The organism is Dyadobacter sp. BHUBP1 (assembly GCF_050587785.1).
Classification (GTDB): domain Bacteria; phylum Bacteroidota; class Bacteroidia; order Cytophagales; family Spirosomataceae; genus Dyadobacter.
Genome location: NZ_JBOBIH010000002.1, coordinates 1,223,563 through 1,244,431, shown reverse-complemented (window position 1 = coordinate 1,244,431; position 20,869 = coordinate 1,223,563). Strand labels below are relative to the sequence as shown.

General features: G+C 49.8%; 12 protein-coding genes. 4 read left to right on the top strand and 8 right to left on the bottom strand.

The genetic code is table 11. From position 1 onward, the window contains the following. Positions 1-17: 17 nt before the first annotated feature. Positions 18-1,907, bottom strand: a complete 1,890-nt coding sequence (gene acs, locus ACQ4MZ_RS11855) for an acetate--CoA ligase (protein WP_430845235.1) — start codon at positions 1,905-1,907, stop codon at positions 18-20. A gap of 247 nt (positions 1,908-2,154) precedes the next feature. Between acs and ACQ4MZ_RS11850 the strand changes: the two genes are divergently transcribed. Further along, the gene (locus ACQ4MZ_RS11850) at positions 2,155-3,381 is read left to right on the top strand and encodes a THUMP-like domain-containing protein (protein ID WP_430845234.1); all 1,227 of its coding nucleotides are present in this window, start codon (positions 2,155-2,157) and stop codon (positions 3,379-3,381) included. Here the strand turns inward: ACQ4MZ_RS11850 and ACQ4MZ_RS11845 are convergent. After that, complete coding sequence (locus ACQ4MZ_RS11845; RefSeq protein WP_430845232.1) at positions 3,374-3,730, bottom strand: ArsC family reductase; 357 nt, start codon at positions 3,728-3,730, stop codon at positions 3,374-3,376. The genes ACQ4MZ_RS11850 and ACQ4MZ_RS11845 overlap by 8 nt on opposite strands. Positions 3,731-3,756: 26 nt before the next feature. Further along, positions 3,757-5,157, bottom strand: a complete 1,401-nt coding sequence (locus ACQ4MZ_RS11840) for a dicarboxylate/amino acid:cation symporter (RefSeq protein ID WP_430845230.1) — start codon at positions 5,155-5,157, stop codon at positions 3,757-3,759. Positions 5,158-5,610: 453 nt separating this feature from the next. Here ACQ4MZ_RS11840 and ACQ4MZ_RS11835 point away from each other — a divergent pair, with 453 nt between their 5' ends. Genes ACQ4MZ_RS11835 through ACQ4MZ_RS11825 form a run of 3 tightly spaced genes read left to right on the top strand, consistent with a single transcriptional unit; the run spans position 5,611 to position 10,119 of the window. Further along, complete coding sequence (locus tag ACQ4MZ_RS11835; protein WP_430845229.1) at positions 5,611-6,462, top strand: universal stress protein; 852 nt, start codon at positions 5,611-5,613, stop codon at positions 6,460-6,462. A 9-nt stretch (positions 6,463-6,471) separates the two neighbouring features. Beyond that, the gene (corA, locus tag ACQ4MZ_RS11830) at positions 6,472-7,608 is read left to right on the top strand and encodes a magnesium/cobalt transporter CorA (RefSeq protein ID WP_430845227.1); all 1,137 of its coding nucleotides are present in this window, start codon (positions 6,472-6,474) and stop codon (positions 7,606-7,608) included. Between the two features lie 36 nt (positions 7,609-7,644). Next, entirely contained in the window at positions 7,645-10,119 is a 2,475-nt protein-coding gene (locus ACQ4MZ_RS11825; protein WP_430845225.1) for a bifunctional UDP-N-acetylmuramoyl-tripeptide:D-alanyl-D-alanine ligase/alanine racemase, read from the top strand. A 4-nt stretch (positions 10,120-10,123) separates the two neighbouring features. Here ACQ4MZ_RS11825 and ppk1 read toward each other — a convergent pair whose 3' ends face one another. The 5 genes from ppk1 to ACQ4MZ_RS11800 form a co-directional block, all read right to left on the bottom strand. Continuing rightward, positions 10,124-12,454 carry a polyphosphate kinase 1 gene (gene ppk1 / locus ACQ4MZ_RS11820; RefSeq protein ID WP_430845223.1) on the bottom strand — a complete coding sequence of 777 codons (2,331 nt, stop codon included), beginning with the start codon at positions 12,452-12,454 and terminating at the stop codon, positions 10,124-10,126. 169 nt (positions 12,455-12,623) lie between these two features. After that, positions 12,624-14,579, bottom strand: a complete 1,956-nt coding sequence (gene gyrB, locus ACQ4MZ_RS11815) for a DNA topoisomerase (ATP-hydrolyzing) subunit B (protein ID WP_430845222.1) — start codon at positions 14,577-14,579, stop codon at positions 12,624-12,626. A 252-nt stretch (positions 14,580-14,831) separates the two neighbouring features. Further along, entirely contained in the window at positions 14,832-16,526 is a 1,695-nt protein-coding gene (locus ACQ4MZ_RS11810) for a hypothetical protein (RefSeq protein WP_430845220.1), read from the bottom strand. A 195-nt stretch (positions 16,527-16,721) separates the two neighbouring features. Beyond that, complete coding sequence (locus ACQ4MZ_RS11805) at positions 16,722-19,886, bottom strand: PVC-type heme-binding CxxCH protein (protein ID WP_430845219.1); 3,165 nt, start codon at positions 19,884-19,886, stop codon at positions 16,722-16,724. 44 nt (positions 19,887-19,930) lie between these two features. Then, positions 19,931-20,803 carry a ThuA domain-containing protein gene (locus ACQ4MZ_RS11800; protein ID WP_430845217.1) on the bottom strand — a complete coding sequence of 291 codons (873 nt, stop codon included), beginning with the start codon at positions 20,801-20,803 and terminating at the stop codon, positions 19,931-19,933. Between the last annotated feature and the right edge of the window lie 66 nt (positions 20,804-20,869).

Genomic DNA, 20,869 nt, shown 5'->3' with positions numbered 1-20,869 from the left:
ATATGTACATCCAAATCTTACAACGCACCTGACTTGATCTCGTCAACAACCGCAGGATCGAGCAATGTCGAGGTATCTCCCAGGTTACTCACGTCCCCTTCCGAAATCTTTCTCAGGATCCGGCGCATGATCTTGCCTGAACGCGTTTTAGGCAAACCTGATACGAATTGTACCTTATCCGGCTTCGCGATCGGGCCGATAATGCGGGAAACAGTGGCAGAAATGTCTTTACGGAACATTTCGGGATCCTCAGGCGTATGCTCGGTGATCACATAGGCATAAATACCCTGACCTTTGATGTCATGCGGGTAACCCACTACCGCCGATTCTACTACGCCCAAGTGCATATTGATCGCATTTTCCACCTCCGCGGTTCCGATACGGTGGCCGGAAACGTTCAGTACGTCGTCGACACGGCCGGTAATGCGGTAATAGCCATCCTCATCACGCAAACAGCCGTCGCCGGTGAAGTACTTTCCCGGATAAGTAGAAAAGTAGGTCTGGCGGCAACGCTCGTGATCGCCGTACGTAGTGCGGATAATACCCGGCCACGGGAATTTGATACAAAGATTGCCGCTCACACCGTTCCCTTCGATTTCATTGCCGCTTTCATCCACCAATACCGGTTGGATACCCGGCAATGGCAATGTCGCGAATGTCGGTTTCTCGGGTGTGACGCCAGCCAGCGGGGAGATCATAATACCGCCGTTTTCAGTCTGCCACCAGGTGTCGACCAGCGGGCAGTGATCGCCACCGATATTGGTTTTGTACCAGTGCCATGCTTCTTCGTTGATAGGCTCCCCTACCGAACCCAGTTTTTTCAATGAAGAGAAATCATGTCCTTTTACATAGTCCAGCCCAAAGCCCATCAGCGAGCGGATCGCCGTCGGCGCAGTGTAAAGGATATTCACTTTATGTCTTTCAACGATTTTCCAGAAACGGCTTGCATCCGGGTAAGTAGGAACTCCTTCGAATACCACAGAAGTAGCGCCATAGCAAAGCGGGCCGTACACGATGTAGCTGTGACCGGTGATCCAGCCGATGTCGGCAGTACAGAAATGCACCTCTCCGGGCTCATACTGGAATACATTCGCAAAGGTGTAGGTCGCGTAAACCATGTAACCGCCACAGGTGTGCACTACCCCTTTGGGCTTGCCCGTCGAACCCGACGTGTAGAGAATGAACAGCATATCCTCGGCATCCATCGGTTCGGCAGGACACACGGAGTTTACCTGTTTTACCTCGTCTTCCCACCACAGGTCGCGGCCTTTCAGCATATGCACCGGGGTGCGGGTACGGGTTAGCACGATCACCTTTTTCACAGTCGAGCACTGCACCAATGCCTCATCGACGGTATCTTTCATCGGGATCACTTTGGATCCACGGAAAGCGCCGTCGGAAGTGATCACCATCGAACATTCGGCGTCATTAATGCGGTCGGCGATGGATTTCGCAGAAAAACCACCGAAAACCACCGAATGCACTGCACCGATACGTGCACAAGCGAGCACGGCAATCGCCAGCTCAGGTACCATCGGCAAGTATATACAAACGCGGTCGCCCTTCTTCACGCCGTGCTTTTTGAGCACGTTGGCGAAACGGCAAACCTGTTCAAACAAAACATGGTAAGTTAATGTCACCGCCTGATCTTCGGGATTGTTAGGCTCCCAGATAATCGCAGGCTGATCGCCTCGTTCGGCCAGGTGACGGTCGAGAGCGTTCTCAGTGATGTTCATCACACCGCCTTCGAACCATTTTGTACGCGCTTCCTGAAAGTCCCAGCTAAGCACTTTCTTCCACGGTTTACGCCATTGAAATTGTTGGGCTACTTCCGCCCAGAAACCTTCGGGATCGTCTACACTTTGTTGGTAAGCAACCTTGTACTCTTCAAAGGTCTTAATTCTCATGATAAATAAAGGTTTTAACAGGAAATTTAGGATTTGGCTGTGAAGTTATAATTTTCATTTGGTTAGTCCTACTTGCATAGAAACAGTATTAAGGATACTTGAAGGCCATTTTATTGATAATCAACCGATAACGGAAGACCAGTAATTGTTATCATTCTAATAATATTTCAAAATCGCTCCTCCGGACGCGGCTGTTACCGCCGCTGGGTAAAAAGATGTACTTTCGGGCTACGAATTAATTGAACAAATGAGCAACTGGCAAGAAATGGCTGCGGAAAGCAGTGCACACAATGGATTAACGGAAGCAGAGATCGCATTTATCCGCGAACATTTGTACGACAATCCGGGCGAGCTGATCCTGAAAGCCGGCAAGTTCAGGGGATTGGACGTAAAGAAGCTCGCGGGCCAGATTCAGTCGCGGCAGAAGGCGTTGAAAAAACTGCCGGAATGGTCGGCCAATGAAAACCTGATATTTCCGCCCGCCCTATCGGTGGAACAATGCTCATCGGAAGCCACGGCGCATTACAAGGCCGGTATTGTTTCCGGAAAAACGCTGATCGACATCACCGGCGGCATGGGTATCGACTGCTACTACATGAGTCGCAGCTTTGCCCAAACTCATTATTTCGAGCAACAACTCCAAGTCGCATCCACGGCCGAGTACAACTTCACACAGCTGGGCGCCACACGCATACATGTACACGCCGGGGAATCCCTGACCGCATTACGGAACGGTCTCACCGCCGACTGGCTCTACGCCGACCCCGCCCGCCGCGATGCCAACAAGGAAAAAGTAGTGCGCCTGGCCGATTGCACGCCCGACGTGGCCGGAAATGCAGCGGTGCTATTAAATGCAGCCCCCAACATTTTAATCAAAACCTCCCCGTTGCTTGATATCGACCTGGCTTCGAAAGAACTTCAAAAGCTGAAAGAAGTTCATGTGATGGGTTACGAGCAAGAATGCAAGGAGCTGCTCTTTATCCTCGACCGCGAAATGCGGGAGCCTGATTTCAAAATCAAAGTCCGTATTATCGACGCAGCAGGCCAACCCATTCACGAGCTCGATTTCGACCGGGAAGAAGAGCGGAATGCATTAGTGGATTATTCCAGGCCGTTGGGCTATTTATATGAACCGCACGCGGCAGTGTTGAAAGCGGGTGCATTCAAAACGCTTTGTGCGCGGTTCAATGTTCGGAAACTGGCCATGCACAGCCAGCTGTATACTTCGGAAGATTATAGCGCCCCGTTCCCCGGCCGTTGTTTCAGGATCGTGGCCGTTTGCAAGCCCGATATCCGGGAGATTTTACAGCACATTCCAGGCGATAAAGCGAACATCACCACCCGTAATTTTCCCGCCAAACCCGAAGAATTAAGGAAGAAGTGGAAAATCAAAGATGGCGGCGATCATTACCTGTTCGCCACCACCCTTGCCGATCAATCGAAAGTCGTGATCGTTTGTGTGAAACCTATTTGAGGTAGGTCTCTTCGTAAATTTTTTCGTTGTAGCCCAGCGTCAGCGCTTTGCCGTTTTCGTCTTCGATTACCGGGCGCTTAATGGCCGTCGGGTTTGATGACAACAGTTTTGCCGCAGATTTCGCGTCGGTCACTTTCGCTTTTTCTTCTTCGCTAAGCTCTTTCCAGGTCGTCGAAGCCTTGTTCAGGACCTTATCCCACGGAAATTCGCTGAACCAGCTGCTTACTTTCTCGGGACTGATTCCGTCTTTTCTGTAATCGTAAAACTGATACGCCACCTTGTTTTTGTCGAGCCAGGTGCGGGCTTTCTTAATGGTATCGCAATTCGGGATTCCGTAAAGGGTCAACATAAAAATTTACTCTGAAAATAACTGGATTAAACTTCGGTAGCTTCGGCTTCCTCCACAACTTTGTCTGAATTGTGCATTTTCTCATCATCGAGCTCGCCTTCCCAACGGGCAATAACAGCGGTTGCCAGACAGTTACCCGTCACATTCACCGAAGTACGTGCCATATCCATCAGTTCATCGATCCCCATGATGAGCAATACAGGCCATTCGGGCATACCAAAGTTAGCGATCGCGCCCAACAATATCACCAAAGTAGCCCGAGGGATACCGGCCACGCCTTTACTGGTAAGCATTAATAGCAATACCATTGTGAATTGCTGCCCGATCGACATTTCGGTGCCGGTCGCTTGCGCCACGAACACCGTCGCGAGCGCGAGGTACAAGGTTGAACCATCAAGGTTAAAGCTGTAACCCGTTGGCATCACGAACGATACGATCTGGCGCGGGACACCGAATTTCTCCATTTTCTCCATCGCCTTCGGCAATGCCGATTCCGAACTGGTTGTTGCAAATGCAATAGATACCGGCTCGAAAATAGCTTTCGCGAATTTGATCACCGGGATTTTCGCGATCATCGCCACCGGTACGAATACCACCAGGATGAACACGATCAATGCACAATACAATGTAGCAAGGAGCAACGCCAGGTTTTTCAAAACATCGATTCCCATGTGGCCAACCGTTTCGGCAATGGCCGCTCCCACCCCGATCGGCGCGAAGTACATGATGATTTTGGTAAACTTAAACATCACCTCCGCCAGCAGCTCCACGCCATGCACAAATTTCTCTTTCTTCGCAGAAGGCAGCAATGCGAGGCTAATGCCAAAAAGCACACTGAAAACGACGATTTGCAGCACTTCACCATGGTAAATGGACTTGGCAATGTTCTCCGGGAACGAATGAAGTACGATTTCCTGCCAGGTTTGCTGGTTTACTTTGGGTAATGTCGCGTTCAGGCTTTCAGGCGGTACAATACCCACACCCGGTTTGAACCAGTTGGCAAACACGAGCCCGATGATCAATGCGAATGTGGTGACGACCTCGAAATACAACAGCGATTTCCAACCCATACGGCCCACCTGTTTCAGGTCGGAATGGCCGGCAATACCGGTTACGAGCGTGGCGAAAAGCAGCGGCGCGATGACCGTTTTGATCATTTGAAGGAATATCTGCCGCAGGAAGTGCAGCTCGGTACCCATCTTCGGGAAATCGTAACCGATCTCCGTTCCTACGAGCATCGAGATCAGGATCGAGGTAGTGAGGTTCTTTTTCAGGATCGCATACACGATCAGGCTCGCCAGCGCAAGCCAGCGCAGGCCGATGAGCACACTATCAGATAACGGCAGGAGACCGTAAGCACTTAAAACGGAGGCTATCGCGGCAATGGTAACCAGCACGATATTGATAATGGTAATCTTGCTCTTCATAAAGGGAATTTGGTATCCTAGATTAGTTTGTAACGGTAAACTTATAAAAAATCAAATTAATGATTGTCAACACAACCAATGCATTTTATCCAAAACGCAGAATTTAATTTATGCTTTGAACAATAAGAGTGAATGTTTGTACTAAACAGAAGAGAAAAAATAAAATAACCAATCGTTTACTTCAAAACCATAAACCTATTGGACAAATACAAAATGTACTGAGAGTCGCCTGTACGGAACAGGCTGATAGCGGCTAATCAGCATACAATTTGGCACAAAATTTGAAACCTCCAAGATTACCCCCGCATTAAATCTCTCCTGCAACGCATTGGGACACCGCCTCAGATACAGTTGAGACCCTGCCGCGGCCAAAAGATGACAAAAATCCTTGATTCAGGTCACTAAAATCGATATGTTAGGACAATCCATACCCAAAACATAACCCAACCCGACATGAGAAGTATCCTGATTGCCATTGATTTTTCGGAGAATGCCGAGCGTGCATTGGCCGCAGCAAAACTGATCGCCGAAAAAGAAGCGACCGAATTGCTGGTCCTGCACGCCTATCAGCCTTATATAGCCGACGTAAACGTAACACCCGGTAACGTGATGCCGGGCGTCGGTGGTGCCGATTTTCTGGCAATGACCTCCGAGCTGGAAGGAGAGTTTCACAAACGGCTTGATGAATATGTCGCAAATCTCGTTACAGAAGGCTACAATGCGAAGGCAATATGGACGCTCGGAAGCGTGCAGTCGGCCATTGAAGAGGCAATTAACGATCATGTACCGGATATGATCGTGATCGGGCGGACAGGTACCGGCGGCTTCCTCGATAAGCTGATCGGCAGTTCGGCAACGCATATTGCGCTCAACTCGCCTTGTCCGGTGCTGGTAGTACCTCCTCAAACGGAGCCTACGAAATTCAAGAAAGTGGTTTATGCCACCCAGTTCGAATACGAGGAAAACAATATCCTCCGCGAAGTGTTCGTGCTGATGAACCACCTCGGTGCCGACCTTACTTTACTGAAAATCAACTCCGACACACAACCGGACATTCAGCCTGACAACCAGTATATTGCCGAAATCAAATCGCATTTCACGATCCGCGAAGGCCAGATTGTGATCCGGGAAGCGAAGCACGTGCTCGACGGTATTGAAGCGTATTGCGATGAAGTACGGGCCGATCTGCTGATCATGTCTACCCGCGAGCGATCATTTATTGAAGAATATCTGATCAATCCAAGCATTACACGCAAGCTCGTTGTGGATACACACGTACCTTTGCTGGTGTTTCACCTCAAATAGCAAATTGGTTTGAACGGCACAAAGCACGAAAAACCTGCCGGAACCGGCCCCCATAACACCCGGAACGGCGGCAGAAAATCCAGAAAGTACCGTAAGCGTGGCCTGCTCACTTCGCCGGGCACGCTTACCTATATCGGTCCGGACATTGGCTTGAAGACCAAAATCCGCAGGATCAGGTACAGCGAGCACATGTATAAGGAAGAGACCGTGAAATCGCTCGATGAATGCAGGTCTGCCGAAAATGGTGAAAATTTTACGACCTGGCTGAATATCGACGGCATTCACGAAATCCCGCTTATCGAGAAACTGGGGAAATTATACCATTTGCACCCGCTGCTGCTCGAAGACGTCGTGAATACCGAGCACAAGCCCAAGCTGGAATTGTACGACACCGGGCATTTGTTCCTGACCTTGAAAATGCTGCACGTCGATTCCGAATCACCGATCAGCATTTCCTCCGAGCACGTAAGTTTTGTGTTAGGTAAAAATTTCGTACTGTCGTTTCAGGAAGAGCTCACTTCCGACATATTTACGACCGTCGAAAACCGGCTGGAAGCGTCCGTCGGCAAAACCCGCAGAAACGGGCCCGATTACCTGCTGTTTGCATTGATGGACGTGGTAGTCGACAACTATTTTATCGTGCTGGAAAAACTCGGGGATGCCCTCGACGCTACTGAAGACCAGGTGATCCGGGGCGTGCAGGAGCTTTCGCTCAAAGATATGTACGCATTAAAACGCGAGCTTACCCTTGCCCGCAGGCAGATATGGCCTCTCCGTGATATGGTGAACCAGCTCATCCGGGAGGATAATATGCAGATCAGCAAGGAGGCAATCCCCTATTACCGTGACCTTTACGACCACATCATGCAGGTACTTGACACCATCGATTCCTACCGGGAACTCGTGGCGAGTTTAGTGGACGTCCATTTATCTACAATCAGCAACCGCATGAACCAGGTCATGAAAACGCTCACCATTTTTTCGGCTGTTTTCATGCCGCTAACGTTTATAGTGGGCGTTTACGGGATGAATTTCGAGTTTATGCCTGAACTGAAAGATCCCAATGGCTACTACTATGTGTGGGGATTGATGGTCGCCGTCACGATAGGGATGATATTTTATTTCAAAACTAAAAAATGGATGTAGATTGATACCTTTGTGCTCTGATTAACGAGCATTGGAATGAGTCTTACCGTCAATACATCCCCCATTGTAACCACACAAGCCCAGTACATCCTGACCGACAGCCGTCAGGTTTCTTTCCCAGGCCAGAGTATCTTTTTTGCCATTAAAGGTGAGCGCCACGATGGCCACCGCTTCCTGCCCGAGCTCTATGCCGCGGGTGTGCGGGAGTTTGTAGTGGAAGAAGCGGCATTTACCGGCGAGCTGCGAGAAACCGCTGCCACATGGGACGACGCGCAAATCTGGGTGGTAGCATCGAGCATCCGTGCATTGCAGCAACTGGTGGCTTCCAAAAGAAAGCAATTCGACATTCCGGTGGTGGGCATTGCGGGAAGTAATGGCAAGACGATCGTCAAAGAATGGCTCGTGCAGCTGCTGTCGCCAGGCCGGAGCATTGTCGCCAGCCCCAAGAGCTACAATTCGCAGATCGGCGTGCCGCTTTCGGTATGGAACCTGAGCAAAGAGCATTCGCTGGCGATCTTTGAGGCGGGTATTTCCAAAGCGCATGAAATGGAGTATTTGCAGCCGGTCATGCAGCCCACGATCGGCATTTTCACCAATATCGGCCCTGCACACGACGACGGTTTCCGAAGCCGCAAACAGAAAATTACCGAAAAGCTGCGCCTTTTTACTAAGGTCAAAAAGCTTATTTACAGAAAAGACTATCATGAGATCGACGAGGAAATCAGCCTGATCCTGAAACCGGTGAATGCATTCCTTGAAACGCTGAGCTGGGGAAGCAACTATTCAGGCTCGCACGTGCAGGTGACATACACTCCGCAAAAAGACAAAACCGTAATTTCCCTTACCGGGAAGCTCGGCAGTCATACTTTCGAGACCGGTTTCCGCGACGACGCTTCGCTCGAAAACCTGACGCATTGCATTGTTTTCCTGCTCGATTTCGGACTTGAACCAGCAGTGATCCAGGAGAGAATACTGTTGCTCAAACCGGTTTCCATGCGTTTGGAGCTCAAAGAGGGTATTAACCACTCCTATATTATCGACGACGCCTATAATAACGACTTGCAAGGTCTGTCGATGGCATTGAACTTTCTAGCACAGCAAGAGCAGCGAAACCGCAAGACTGTTATCCTCTCGGATGTGCTCCAAACCGGCCAGACGCCTACTGAACTGTACAAGATGGTTTCACGCCTGCTGAGCGAGAAAAGCATCGACCGCCTGATCGGTATCGGCAGGCAGATCAGCAGCCAGGCGTCGTTGTTCAATATCCCCGAGCAGGAGTTTTATGACGATACGGACACTTTCCTTAAAACATTTGCTTTCCACACCCTCGCGGACACGCTCGTGCTCGTAAAGGGCGCGCGACCTTTTTCGTTTGAGAAAATCGTGCACCGCATTCAGCAAAAAGCGCATGGTACCGTGCTCGAAATCAACCTCGATGCATTGGTACACAACCTGAACTACTACCGCGCAAAAGCCGGACAGAGCACCAAAATCATGGCCATGGTGAAGGCATTCGCCTACGGTAGCGGCAGTTCGGAAGTAGCCGCATTGCTGCAATACCACCGCGTAGATTACCTCGGCGTAGCCTACACCGACGAAGGTGTGATGCTGCGCCAAAGCGGTATTACATTACCTATTATGGTCATGAATGCGACGCTGCCTACTTTCGACTTGCTGTGGCAGTACAAACTGGAACCGGAAATTTACAGCCGCCGCATCCTCACCGACTGGCTCGAATACATTTCCAGAAAAAGTGAGCCGGCCAATACGCCATCGGTGCATTTGAAACTCGATACGGGCATGCACCGCCTCGGTTTCGTGAAAGATGATTACGAATGGCTGATAGCGCAGCTTCGCGCAAACCCCGCATTGAAAGTAGCGAGCATTTTCACCCATTTGGTGGGCGCCGATGAAGGTGTGCACAATGAGTTTTCGAGAAAGCAATACGCGCAGTTTATAGAAGGCACCGAGCTGATCGAACAGACCTTGGGATATAAAACCATTAAACATATCCTGAACTCTGCGGGAATCGTCCGTTTCCCGGAATACCGCCTCGATATGGTGCGGCTGGGTATCGGATTATACGGTGTAGAAGCGACCGGGCAGGATCAACGTTCTTTGCAGTCGGTGGGCACATTGAAAACCATTGTCTCGCAGGTGAAATACCTTACATCAGGTGAAACGGTCGGGTACAGCCGCAAAGGCGTCGTTGACCACGATTCAGCCATTGCCACGCTGGCGATCGGTTATGCCGACGGCTACGACCGCGGCCTGGGCAATGGCGTGGGTAAGGTGTGGGTAAACGGCACATTATGCCCCACAATCGGCAATGTGTGCATGGACATGACGATGATCGACGTCACGCATGCCCAGGTAGAAGAAGGGGATGAAGTGATTGTTTTCGGCAAGGAAGTTCCTATTACAGAACTAGCGAAAACCATCCACACCATCCCCTATGAGATCCTGACGGGTATTGGGGACCGCGTCAAGCGTGTATTTTTCAAAGAATAAAACCTTACTGGCCGGCTTCGGCTTGCTGCGCTACTTCGGCATCTGCACCGTCAGATTCGGGAGTAGCGCTTTTTTCTTTCTCCTTGTTTTCAATGCGGAGATCCTCTTCCTCGAACAAATGCGTAGCCATTACCTGATCCAGCGTAACATCATAGAATGCCTGATGCACATTCAACGGTTCGCTGCCTCCTTCAATCTCGCATTTCACGTAATTGCCGTCCTCTTGCAGTTCGTAGGCATTCACGTTGTCTTTCAGACTGTAATACAAAATATGGATCGCTTCCTGGCGCACACGCGGGTCGACGAGCTTGAAAAGCGACTCGATGCGTTTGTCGAAGCTGCGCACCATCGCATCCGCGCTGCCTCCATACACCAGCGGGTTACCGTTCTGATGGAAGTAGAAAATACGGGAATGTTCCAAAAAGTCACCTACCAGCGAGCGGACGGTGATATTTTCACTTAATCCCTTCCGCTGCGGCCGCAGGCAGCACATGCCGCGGACGATCAGTTTAATGGGTACACCTGCCTCGGAAGCCTTATACAGCTCATAAATGGTGTCGCGGTCTTCGAGGGAATTTATTTTAATACAAATACCACTCTTTAACCCCGCTTTTGCATTCTCCGCTTCCTGCTGGATGAGCTCGATCAGCTTCGCACGCATGTAGCGTGGGGCGGTGATCAGGTTTTGATATTCCGACGGGATCGAATGCCCGGTAATGACATTGAAGAACTCCGAAATGTCGTGAGTATATTCCTCATTGGACGTCAAAAGCCCGGTATCCGTGTACAAACGGGAGGTATCCTCGTTATAGTTACCGCTCGACAAATGCGCGTAACGCAATACCCGGTTGCCCTCGTTGCGAACAATAAGCAGCAGTTTGGTGTGAGTTTTAAGCAAACCAATACCGTAAATCACGAAACAACCCGCCTTTTGCAGACGCTGCGCTTCCTTGATATTGTTTTCTTCGTCAAATCGCGCCTTCACCTCGAACAGCACCGCTACGTGCTTGCCATTTTCGGCTGCGTGCAGGAGCGCTTCCGTCACGCGTGAGTTCTTAGCGAGGCGGTAAATCGTCAGTTTAATGGACAACACCTTCGGGTCTTCCGCCGCTTGTTCCAGCAGCTGCAATACCGGCTCGAAGTTGTTGTAAGGGTGGTGCAGCAGGATATCCCGCTCCCGCATTACCTCGAAAATATCAGGAATACGCTCACGTTCGAGCCCCAGCGGCGGCACAGGCGGGCGGGTCGGCGGAATCTGGTCTTTAAATTCCGGGTGCCGGATAATACCCCAGAGCGCGGTGTAGTCGATCAGCGCGTCAGTCATGAACACGTTATGATCGTCGATCTCCCAACGCTTTTTGATAAGGTTCAGCAGGTCCGGGTTCACATCGGGCTCGATCGAAACCTGCACTACCCTTCCTAAACGGCGGCTTTTGATTTTTTGCTTGATTTCGTCGATAAAATCTGCCTCTATATCATCACTTTCTTCCAGGGTAAAGTCCCCGTTGCGGATAATGCGGAACAGGTTCGCCGATACGATATCGACATTCCTGTACAACTTGTTGATATGCGCCTTGGCAATATTTTCAATAGGCAGGAATAACAGCTCGTCCTCCCGCTCGATTACATAGAAACGCGGCAAGTTGGGTGGAAGCTGTACAAATGAGAGTTTTCTGTCTTCCTCGGAAGTGGTGCCTTTCACCTGCGTGATCACACCCAGGATAAGCACTTTCGCGAGCAGGACAGGGAATGCGTGTGTGTAATCGAAAAGCATCGGCGTCAGCATCGGGTACACCGTACGATCGAAGTACTCTTCTACGGCAATGTGCTCATCGCGGGTAACCTCATCCATCCCGATAATGCGGAAACCATGGCTCGCAAAAAGCGGCATCAGCTGGTTCTTGTAGCATTCGTTCTGCCGGCGCACAAAGTCATGTACTTCCTTCATCAATACCTTGCGGAAAGGGATCTCGCGCAAACCCGAGTAATCGAGGCGCTCCTTGCCGAAATCGAGGTAATTGTAAAGGCTACCTACTCGTATCGTAAAAAATTCATCGAGGTTGGACGACGTAATAGCGAGGAATTTGAGTCGGTCGAACAGGTTACGTTCATCGTTGGTCGCCTGATCGAGCACACGGTCATTGAATTTCATCCAGCTGAGGTCCCTGCTGATCAGGTCGCTTTGCTGCATTTGGGTATTGGCTTTTTCCGACGAACTGACTGCCTTGGCGTCCTCTGCCGCCGCCGGTTCCTTCGGACTTTTGAACAATGCGAACAAATTAGTCAGCTTACTTCGTTTTTCATTGCTATATATATTGTCGGATGAGCCGGACATAACGTTATGCTATTAAAAAGGTGTTTCAGGATGGCAATAAAAATTCAACGAATCTAAACAATCTATTGTTTTCGGTCCGGTGAAGTTTGTGTTAAATTTTCGTTCCAAAAAGAAACGGATGGCCGTGTTTCACAGCCATCCGTTCCAATATTGCGGTTTAAGCTAATGACTACACGTCGACGCGGGCATATTTCGCGTTTTTCTCGATGAAATCGCGGCGGGGAGCTACCTCGTCGCCCATCAGCATCGAGAACAGGTGATCCGCTTCGGCAGCTGATTCCACAGAAACCTGTTTCAAACTTCTGCGCTCAGGGTTCATCGTCGTTTCCCACAGCTGCTCGGCATTCATTTCACCAAGACCTTTATAACGCTGTACGTTCACCGAATCTTCCTTACCGCCACCAATCTCACGTACTGCCTCTTCGCGTTGTTGTTCGGTCCAGCAGTAACGCTCTTCCTTGCCTTTTTTCACCAGGTACAATGGCGGCTGAGCGATGTAGATATAACCATTATCGATCAGGATCTTCATATAGCGGAAGAAGAACGTCAGGATCAGCGTACGGATGTGGCTACCATCGATATCGGCATCGGTCATGATGACGATCTTGTGGTAACGCAGCTTGTCGATATTCAATGCACGCTCGTCGCCGTCTTTCCCTATCTGTACACCCATCGCGGTGAACATATTCTTGATCTCTTCGTTTTCGTAGATCTTGTATTCTTGCGCTTTCTCCACGTTCAGGATCTTACCACGTAATGGCAGGATCGCCTGGAATGCACGGTTACGGCCTTGCTTGGCAGTTCCACCCGCAGAGTCCCCTTCCACGAGGTATAGTTCGCAGACATTCGGGTCGGTTTCGGAACAGTCGGAAAGCTTTCCGGGCAAGCCGGTTCCGGTGAGTACGTTCTTGCGCTGCACCATTTCGCGTGCTTTTTTCGCTGCGATACGGGCTTTGGCGGCAAGGATCACCTTGTCGATGATCACGCGGGCTTCTTTCGGGTGCTCTTCGAGGTAGCTTTCGAGCATTTCGGCCACTACCTGGCTCACCGCGCCGGTTACTTCGCTATTGCCCAGTTTGGTTTTGGTCTGACCTTCGAATTGCGGTTCGGCCACTTTAATGGAAATAACGGCAGTAAGTCCTTCACGGAAGTCGTCCCCGCTGATCTCCACTTTTTCCTTCGCCAGGATACCTGACTTTTCAGCGTAGTTTTTCAAAGTACGCGTCAATGCGGCACGGAAACCGGATACGTGGGTACCACCTTCGATCGTGTTGATGTTGTTCACGTACGAGAACACGTTCTCGCTATACGACGTGTTGTACATCATCGCCACTTCTACGGGAATAGCGCCCTTGTCGCTTTCCATGTGGATCGGCTCGGGGATCAAAGGCTGGCGGGTAGCATCCAGGTAGGTCACGAATTCGTTCAAACCTACTTCGGAGTAAAACTCTTCGCCGCGGAATTTGCCGTTTTCGTCCTCTTCACGTTTATCTTCCAGCGTAATGCGGATACCCTTGTTTAGGTAAGAGAGCTCGCGCAAGCGGGTTGCGATGGTTTCGTATTTGTATTCCGTTACGGAGAATATCGTAGCATCGGGCAGGAAGTGGATAATCGTTCCGGTATCCTCAGCTTCACCGATCACACGGGTCGGGTAAAGCGGCTTACCTTCGCTGAACTCCTGCTCGAATATTTTGCCCTCCCGGTGTACTTCCGCGCGCAGGTGCGTGGAAAGCGCGTTCACGCAGGATACCCCTACCCCGTGCAAACCACCCGAAACCTTATAAGTGTCTTTATCGAATTTACCACCGGCGTGCAATACCGTCAATACTACCTCCAAAGCAGACTTTTTCTCCTTGGGGTGCATTCCGGTGGGGATACCGCGACCGTTATCTTTTACAGTGATTGAGTTATTGGGCTCTACGGTGACGTTGATCGTATCACAATAACCCGCCATCGCCTCGTCGATAGAGTTATCGACAACCTCCCAAATCAAATGGTGAACTCCTTTGAAGCCAGTGTCACCGATATACATGGCCGGTCGTTTACGAACGGCCTCTAAACCTTCAAGAACCTGGATATTTTCAGCCGAATAGCTGTTTACTTCTAGCACTGCTTCGTTTGACATATAGTTTGTTTTACACTTGGATAAAAAGAACCATTATCTGGCTTTTTAAGCACGTAAAGATACGAATTTTTTATGGTTTTACCTAGCAAAACGTATGGCAAACCTGCCATCCGACGCGCCCTTCGAACCGAACACCGGCTGGCGGGCGAGAGACGCAGAAATATGATATTTCTATGTTGGGGAATAACAGCGTAAGCCTGTCAATACCTATTCTCCAGTGTCTCAGCCGGATGAACATCCGGCCCTCCGGAATTAGCGCAGCGAGTACCCGTCGCCGGTGCAGATGAGGTTCCTGTCGAGACGGTAAAAAGTCTTCCTGCCATCCCCGGATACGTCCAGGATGCCGAGCTCGTAGGTTCCGGGGCCGAGATCGTTCTCGCGCAGCATGGTATTGAAACCGCTCTTATAGTAGTGCCCCTTTGTGATGATGTTCTTGCGTGCCTCTATTTTGGGATTTGCACTGATCAGGTAAGTCGAGTCCGTAGCAGTGCTTTTTATCGCCAGGAACCGGTCGTCCCAAAAATGCTTCCGTTGTGGTGAAACATTGCTGGATACAAAATAGTGGGTCAGTTCTTCTACTCTTTCCCGTGCTACCCGATGGACTTTCCAGGTCTCAAGGTACAGCTCATTATCCTTTACCGCCCCCTTTTTACCAAACATTGCATCCAGTTCTTTTTTTTCTATCACCGGTTCGGGAAGCCGGAAGAACCCTTTTTCATATCCGGGAATCAAATAAAAACTTCCATAATTGACAATGGATTTCTCGACGGAGAACATACTCCGGTTGTTTTGCCAATTGTAAACATCTGCGAGTAGCGCAGTTCTCTGTCGCGCTACGTTCCCAGTGAACCGGTAGTAACAATAAGCCCAATAAAAAACACTGAAACCGAGAACGGTCGCAAAAACCCATTTTGTGCGCAACCAATTGGTATAAAACAACAGGAGAATATAAAAAACAGCCGTAGAAAGAGCCGCATACATCTGGAAGCGGCTGGCAAGTGTGCTACCCGCCCAGGACCGGAATAGCGCAACAACCATGCTTGAGATAAAAATGAATGCAAAAAACGAAAGCAATTCGATTGTACCGGGTTTGACCGGCATGGACTTCTTAAAATAAACACTGGCTACACGGATCGTAACCAGTACCATACACACGATGATCAGGAAACCCCAGATCGCCGAGAACAGCTCCGGCATCGCCCACAGCGACATCGAAGCACCCACAAAGCCGAAAAGCGATGAGAAGAACTGCAATCCGTTTTTAGGCAGATTCACCGCCTGGCCGGACTCATAACCCGACATATAGATCCAGAGACAAGCAAACATGAAAACGCCTGTCAGAATCGCGTTACGGAAGTCTTTGTGACATAGATAAAAGAAAATGATCGCAGGAAAGCTCAGAATCCCGTTACCATGTGTAAAAGTCGCCAGAAAACAGCACAGAATAGCCCCATAAAAGGCAGGTTTTGTCCCCCGGGAAACAAGCAGGATGGCAGCGGCAAGAAAGGCTGTCAGGAAAGGGTGCTGCAAACTTGTAAGTGCCCAGTTCGAAACCTCATAGTACATGGGTTGGAAGAGCACAAGCGGAACGGGAATAAAATAATAGAGCGGCAACCCTGCTTTACGAAAGTTGACGTAAAGAAAATAGCAAATGTAAGTCACGGCTAATGTCCCAAGAGCAATGTAAAACCGGAAATGCAAATGCCCTGTAAGTTCATAATCAATTAAAGAAATGAATCTTGGAACCGCCGCTTTATGGTCATTGAAAGTGCGGAACATTTCCTCAATCACTTTGCTGAAACTCGTATTGTCGCCTGTAATTGCTTCAATGAACTGAATAAACAAAAAATCGTCCTGATAGGGAAAATCGACCGAAAAATGGAGATTATAAAGAAAAAATAACAGAATAACGGTGAGGATGGCGACAATTGATAAAAATCGAAGCATAGTAAAGCCGTAACGTGTGTTATATGATAGATTCGGATGAGTTATAAGCAAATCTAAATCTTTATCGCCTCGATTCGTAAGATAGTTTGCTTTTCTTAGTAACCGAAAATCGACGAATAAATTGCGATAAAAACAGAGAGAGCGGAGAAAAAATCTCCGCTCTCAAAAAGTATAGCAATTATCGTACCAGCCGCATTACTTCTCCATCGGATGATCCTTCAAAAGTTGTTCAGGTGAATAAAAGTCTTTTTTAGCTTCAGTAGCAGCGCGTACCTGCTTCACTTTTTCGGGAGAGATAGCCGGCCCTTTGTTTCCAAATGAATTGCGGACATAGGTTAACACCGCCGCTACTTCATCGTCTTTCAGCAACCCTGCGAAAGGTGTCATAGGAACCTGGCCAGGGTACTTTTTGCCATTCACTTCAATCGGCCCGAGCAGCCCCTTCAATGCGATCTTGATCAATCGTTCGTCGCTTCCGGTAACCCATGGGCCCGAAAGTGGTGGGAAACCGGATGCTTCGAGGCCCTTACCGTCTGGTTGGTGACAAGTGCCGCAATAACCCTCTTTTGCGTAAATCTGTCGTCCCTGGTTGAACAGGACCAGGTCATTCCCTTTCAGACTGGTAGTAGCCACATTCTTCTTTTCCTGTTTCACATTTTCGCCTTTGAGGTGTGCCTCCGCAGCTTCCTGTGCGTGGATCATCCAGTCGTCGAGCGGCTTTTTCCTAGCCTCAGCCAGAATCGGCAGGCCTTTTTCTTTACCGATCCACGACGCTGCTACGATGCCCATCAGGCGTACACGGCTGTTCTCGTCACGGACCGCTTGCATAAGCAAATCCGCCTGGTCGGGTACCTGGTGGCCCGTGTAGCGCACCACCTGCACGGCTGCTGCGCGGGCATGATAGTCTTTTGCTTTCAATACCTGCTTCAAAAGCTTCTGATCCACTTTGTCCAGACCCCAGCTTACCCACAGAGCTTCCAGCAAATGATGCTCGTAACGCGGGTCCTTTTTGTCCAGGTTAGCCACCCAGGTATTCAGTTTGGCCAAAACCTGAGAAGCATCACGGCCGCGCAGCTCACGACGGGTGCGGTAGCGTGTCCGGTATTCGGGTAATTTGAGGTTATCGAGCAATTCTTCAATGCTTGCTCCGTCCACTTTCGCAGGCGTTACCAGCGGGCGTGAGGGATACGTAATGCGGTAAATACGGCCGTGCGAGTGGTCACGCAACGGGTCACGTGCATTGTGCTGCATATGCCCGATGAGGATATTATGCCAGTCGATCACATATAATGAGCCATCCGGAGCAAACTCCATATCCACCGGACGGAAGTTGCGGTCTTCACTCACGACGAGGTCCTGACGATGGTGGCTCTTATAGCCGGTGCCGTCGTCGGTCAGCGTGTGCTCTTTGGTTCCCAGGAAACCAATGGTATTGTTGATCAGAAAATCACCCTGAATATCATCCGGAAAATGCCGGCTCGATACAAATTCCAGACCGGACGTCGGGCGTACGCGATGCTTGTCTTCCACCAGCTGCACCGATTTGTGGGTAGCTTCACCGTAACGCGGCAAAACGCTGCCAGGGAGCATCCAGCGCACATCGGGGCTCGATGTCTCTGCAAAAAACGGCTGGCCCCAATCATCAAATGCGATACCCCATGGGTTCGGGATCGAAAGCTGGGCCGTACGTTCCAGTTTTTTCAACTGAGGAGCATAACGGTAAAAACCGCCGTTGGTAGCACGCACCGGGCCATACGACGTTTCCACGTTGGTATGCAGAAATACCCCTTCACCGGAATAAATAGCGCCGGACGGATCCACCGTAAATGCGTGGCTGTTATGGTGGGTATCGTGGTCGTCGAAGCCGCTCAATAGAATCTCTTCTTTATCTGCCTTGCCATCGCCATTCGTATCGGTCAGCAATTTCAGGTTGGTACCCTGCGAAACGTACACACCTTCTTTAGCAATTTCAAAACCCAACGGCAAATGCAGGCCATCTGCAAAAACGCTTTGCTTGTCGGCCTTTCCGTCGTTATCGGTGTCTTCAAAAATAATGATCTTGTCGTTCGGCTTCGAGTCGCCCGGCTTGTAATGCGGATAACTCGGCATTGTCGCTACCCAGAGGCGTCCTTTGTTGTCGAAAGACATCTGCATTGGTTTTGCCAGATCGGGGAATTCCTGCTCGGAGGCAAAAAGCTCAATTTTATAGCCAGCAGGCACTTTCAGTTTCGCTAATGCATCATTGCCGTACAGATACGTAAGGCTACCATTTTTATCTGGATTGAAATTAGTTTTTACCTGCGGCAATGTGCGGGTATTTTTGTCAGCCGCGGCCAGATCCATCTTCTCCCCCTTCGAAGCTGCCAGCCATATCGCCTGGTCACGAATATCGGTCAACTGGCGGATCTTCTCGATCTCCGCGGGATAGTTATCCGGACCAAAAGGATTGTAACGACGGCCATAGACGTGTACCCCGTTCGGGATTTTGAAATCGTTATGCCACATCCAGTTCTTTTCGTTGACAGCCGCATGTACCAACTCCCTGTTTTTAGCTTTTTCCGGGGCCTTTCCGAAAATTTTGTCTACCAGTAGGACGCCCAGTTTTTTATAACCTTCCGCATTCAATTGCGATCCGTCGATCGTCAGGTCTTCTTTCGTTTCGGCATACCACTTTTGAGATGGGGTGAAGGCGTCGACAAAGAGTACTTTGTTCTGATCAGCTACTTCTTTCATCGCTTTGGTGTACAACAGGAGATTTTCATTCTCCTTCTTGCCGTTCGGCAGGTCATACTTAGCCGAAAGGTCTTCAAAAGCGATCGGTGAAACGATTACCAGCTGCGGCGCAGAAGTACCGTTGTATTTCTGCTGTAATGTCCATTTGATGAACGCATCGAGTTCCGCCTTGTAGTTAGCCAGACCTGCCTTACCTTCAAACGACTCATTGTAACCGAAAAAAGAAACAATTACATCGGTTTTCAAGCGAGTGAGCCATTGATCGGGCGTTTCGAAATGTCCTTCGCTTTCGGAAGGATTGGCCAGCTCTGTCTGGAACTTCTCGGCTCCCGGGAACGCCCACGGCGTATTGCGGCTTGCATGCGGGCGGAAGCCGGGCGTGTCACCACCATCGCACATGTTACGGATAATAAGGTTCTCGTCCGGATAACGCATATACAACTCCGTTTCGAAGTTGTCGTAATTCATCATCCTGGAACCCAGATTATTACCGATTAGTGAAATATGCGTCCCCTTGCCGATTTTCACCGGCGCTGGCTGGTTCAGCTGGAACGCGCTGAATGCAATAACTGCCAGTCCAAAGGCAATGAGCGAAGAATAAACGCTGATTTTTTTGGGTTTAGACATTTGAAAACGTTTTAGGTTGGGTTTTGAGGTAGCGTTATGTAAAACTATTTGGCCTCTCGGTAAGGCACCTGAATATCCATTTTGCCCTTCCATTCCTTCGGGATTTTCAGCCCCAACTCATAATGGATCGCATTGATAACAAGTCGCTGGAAAGGTTCCAGCCGGAAATCTTCGGGGTGGCCAAGGGTCGTCATGAACACTTTTCCGCCGAATGAGTTGGTACCTGTCCAGGCCACGGGGTTCTCGATTGCCTCCTTATCGGGGTTCACCGATTTACCCATCAGCAGCCAGGTAGAGCCTTTGGTAGGATAATCAGGCAGCACGCGGTACAGCCACGAGCGGACATGAAACGGGCCCTTCACGCCGGTCAGGATCGGATTTTTGGCTTGCTCGGGAATGACTGTGACATCGGTACTGCTGTTATGGCCGTAATGCGTGTGCTTCGCCGCGCCGCCCCATCCCGGAGGCGCATTCAATGCAAACTCCCCGAAAGCATTCCATTTTTCGCTTTCATGCCCTTTGGGAAAATTGAATGCGTGCGTCGTGGTGCGAAAGCCCATTACCGGCTTACCGGTTTTCAGATATGCTTCAATTAATGCCAGCTGGTCGGGCGGTAACTGACGCCAGCGCAGGTAGAAAACCGCCAGATCCGCGTCCTTCAATGCTTCCAGACCGGGGATATTTTTCTCACTATTGTGATCAGGATAGGCTTTGAGAACGATGGTACGCATGCCGTAGTTTTTTTCGAGTTCCGCGGCAACAATCGGTAATGTTTCTTCGCCGCTGTACTCATGATCACCCGTTACGAAAACAACAAGGGGTTTCTTTTTAGAGGATTGCGCGGACGCTACGTGCACACCGGCCACCACTGCAAATGCCGCAAAAATGAAGCACATGCAGAACTGTTTCAATTTCATGATGAATGGATTAAGGTTCAAGCTTTGTGAGTAAAGGGGTATATGAGGAAGACTGTTTAATGCAAT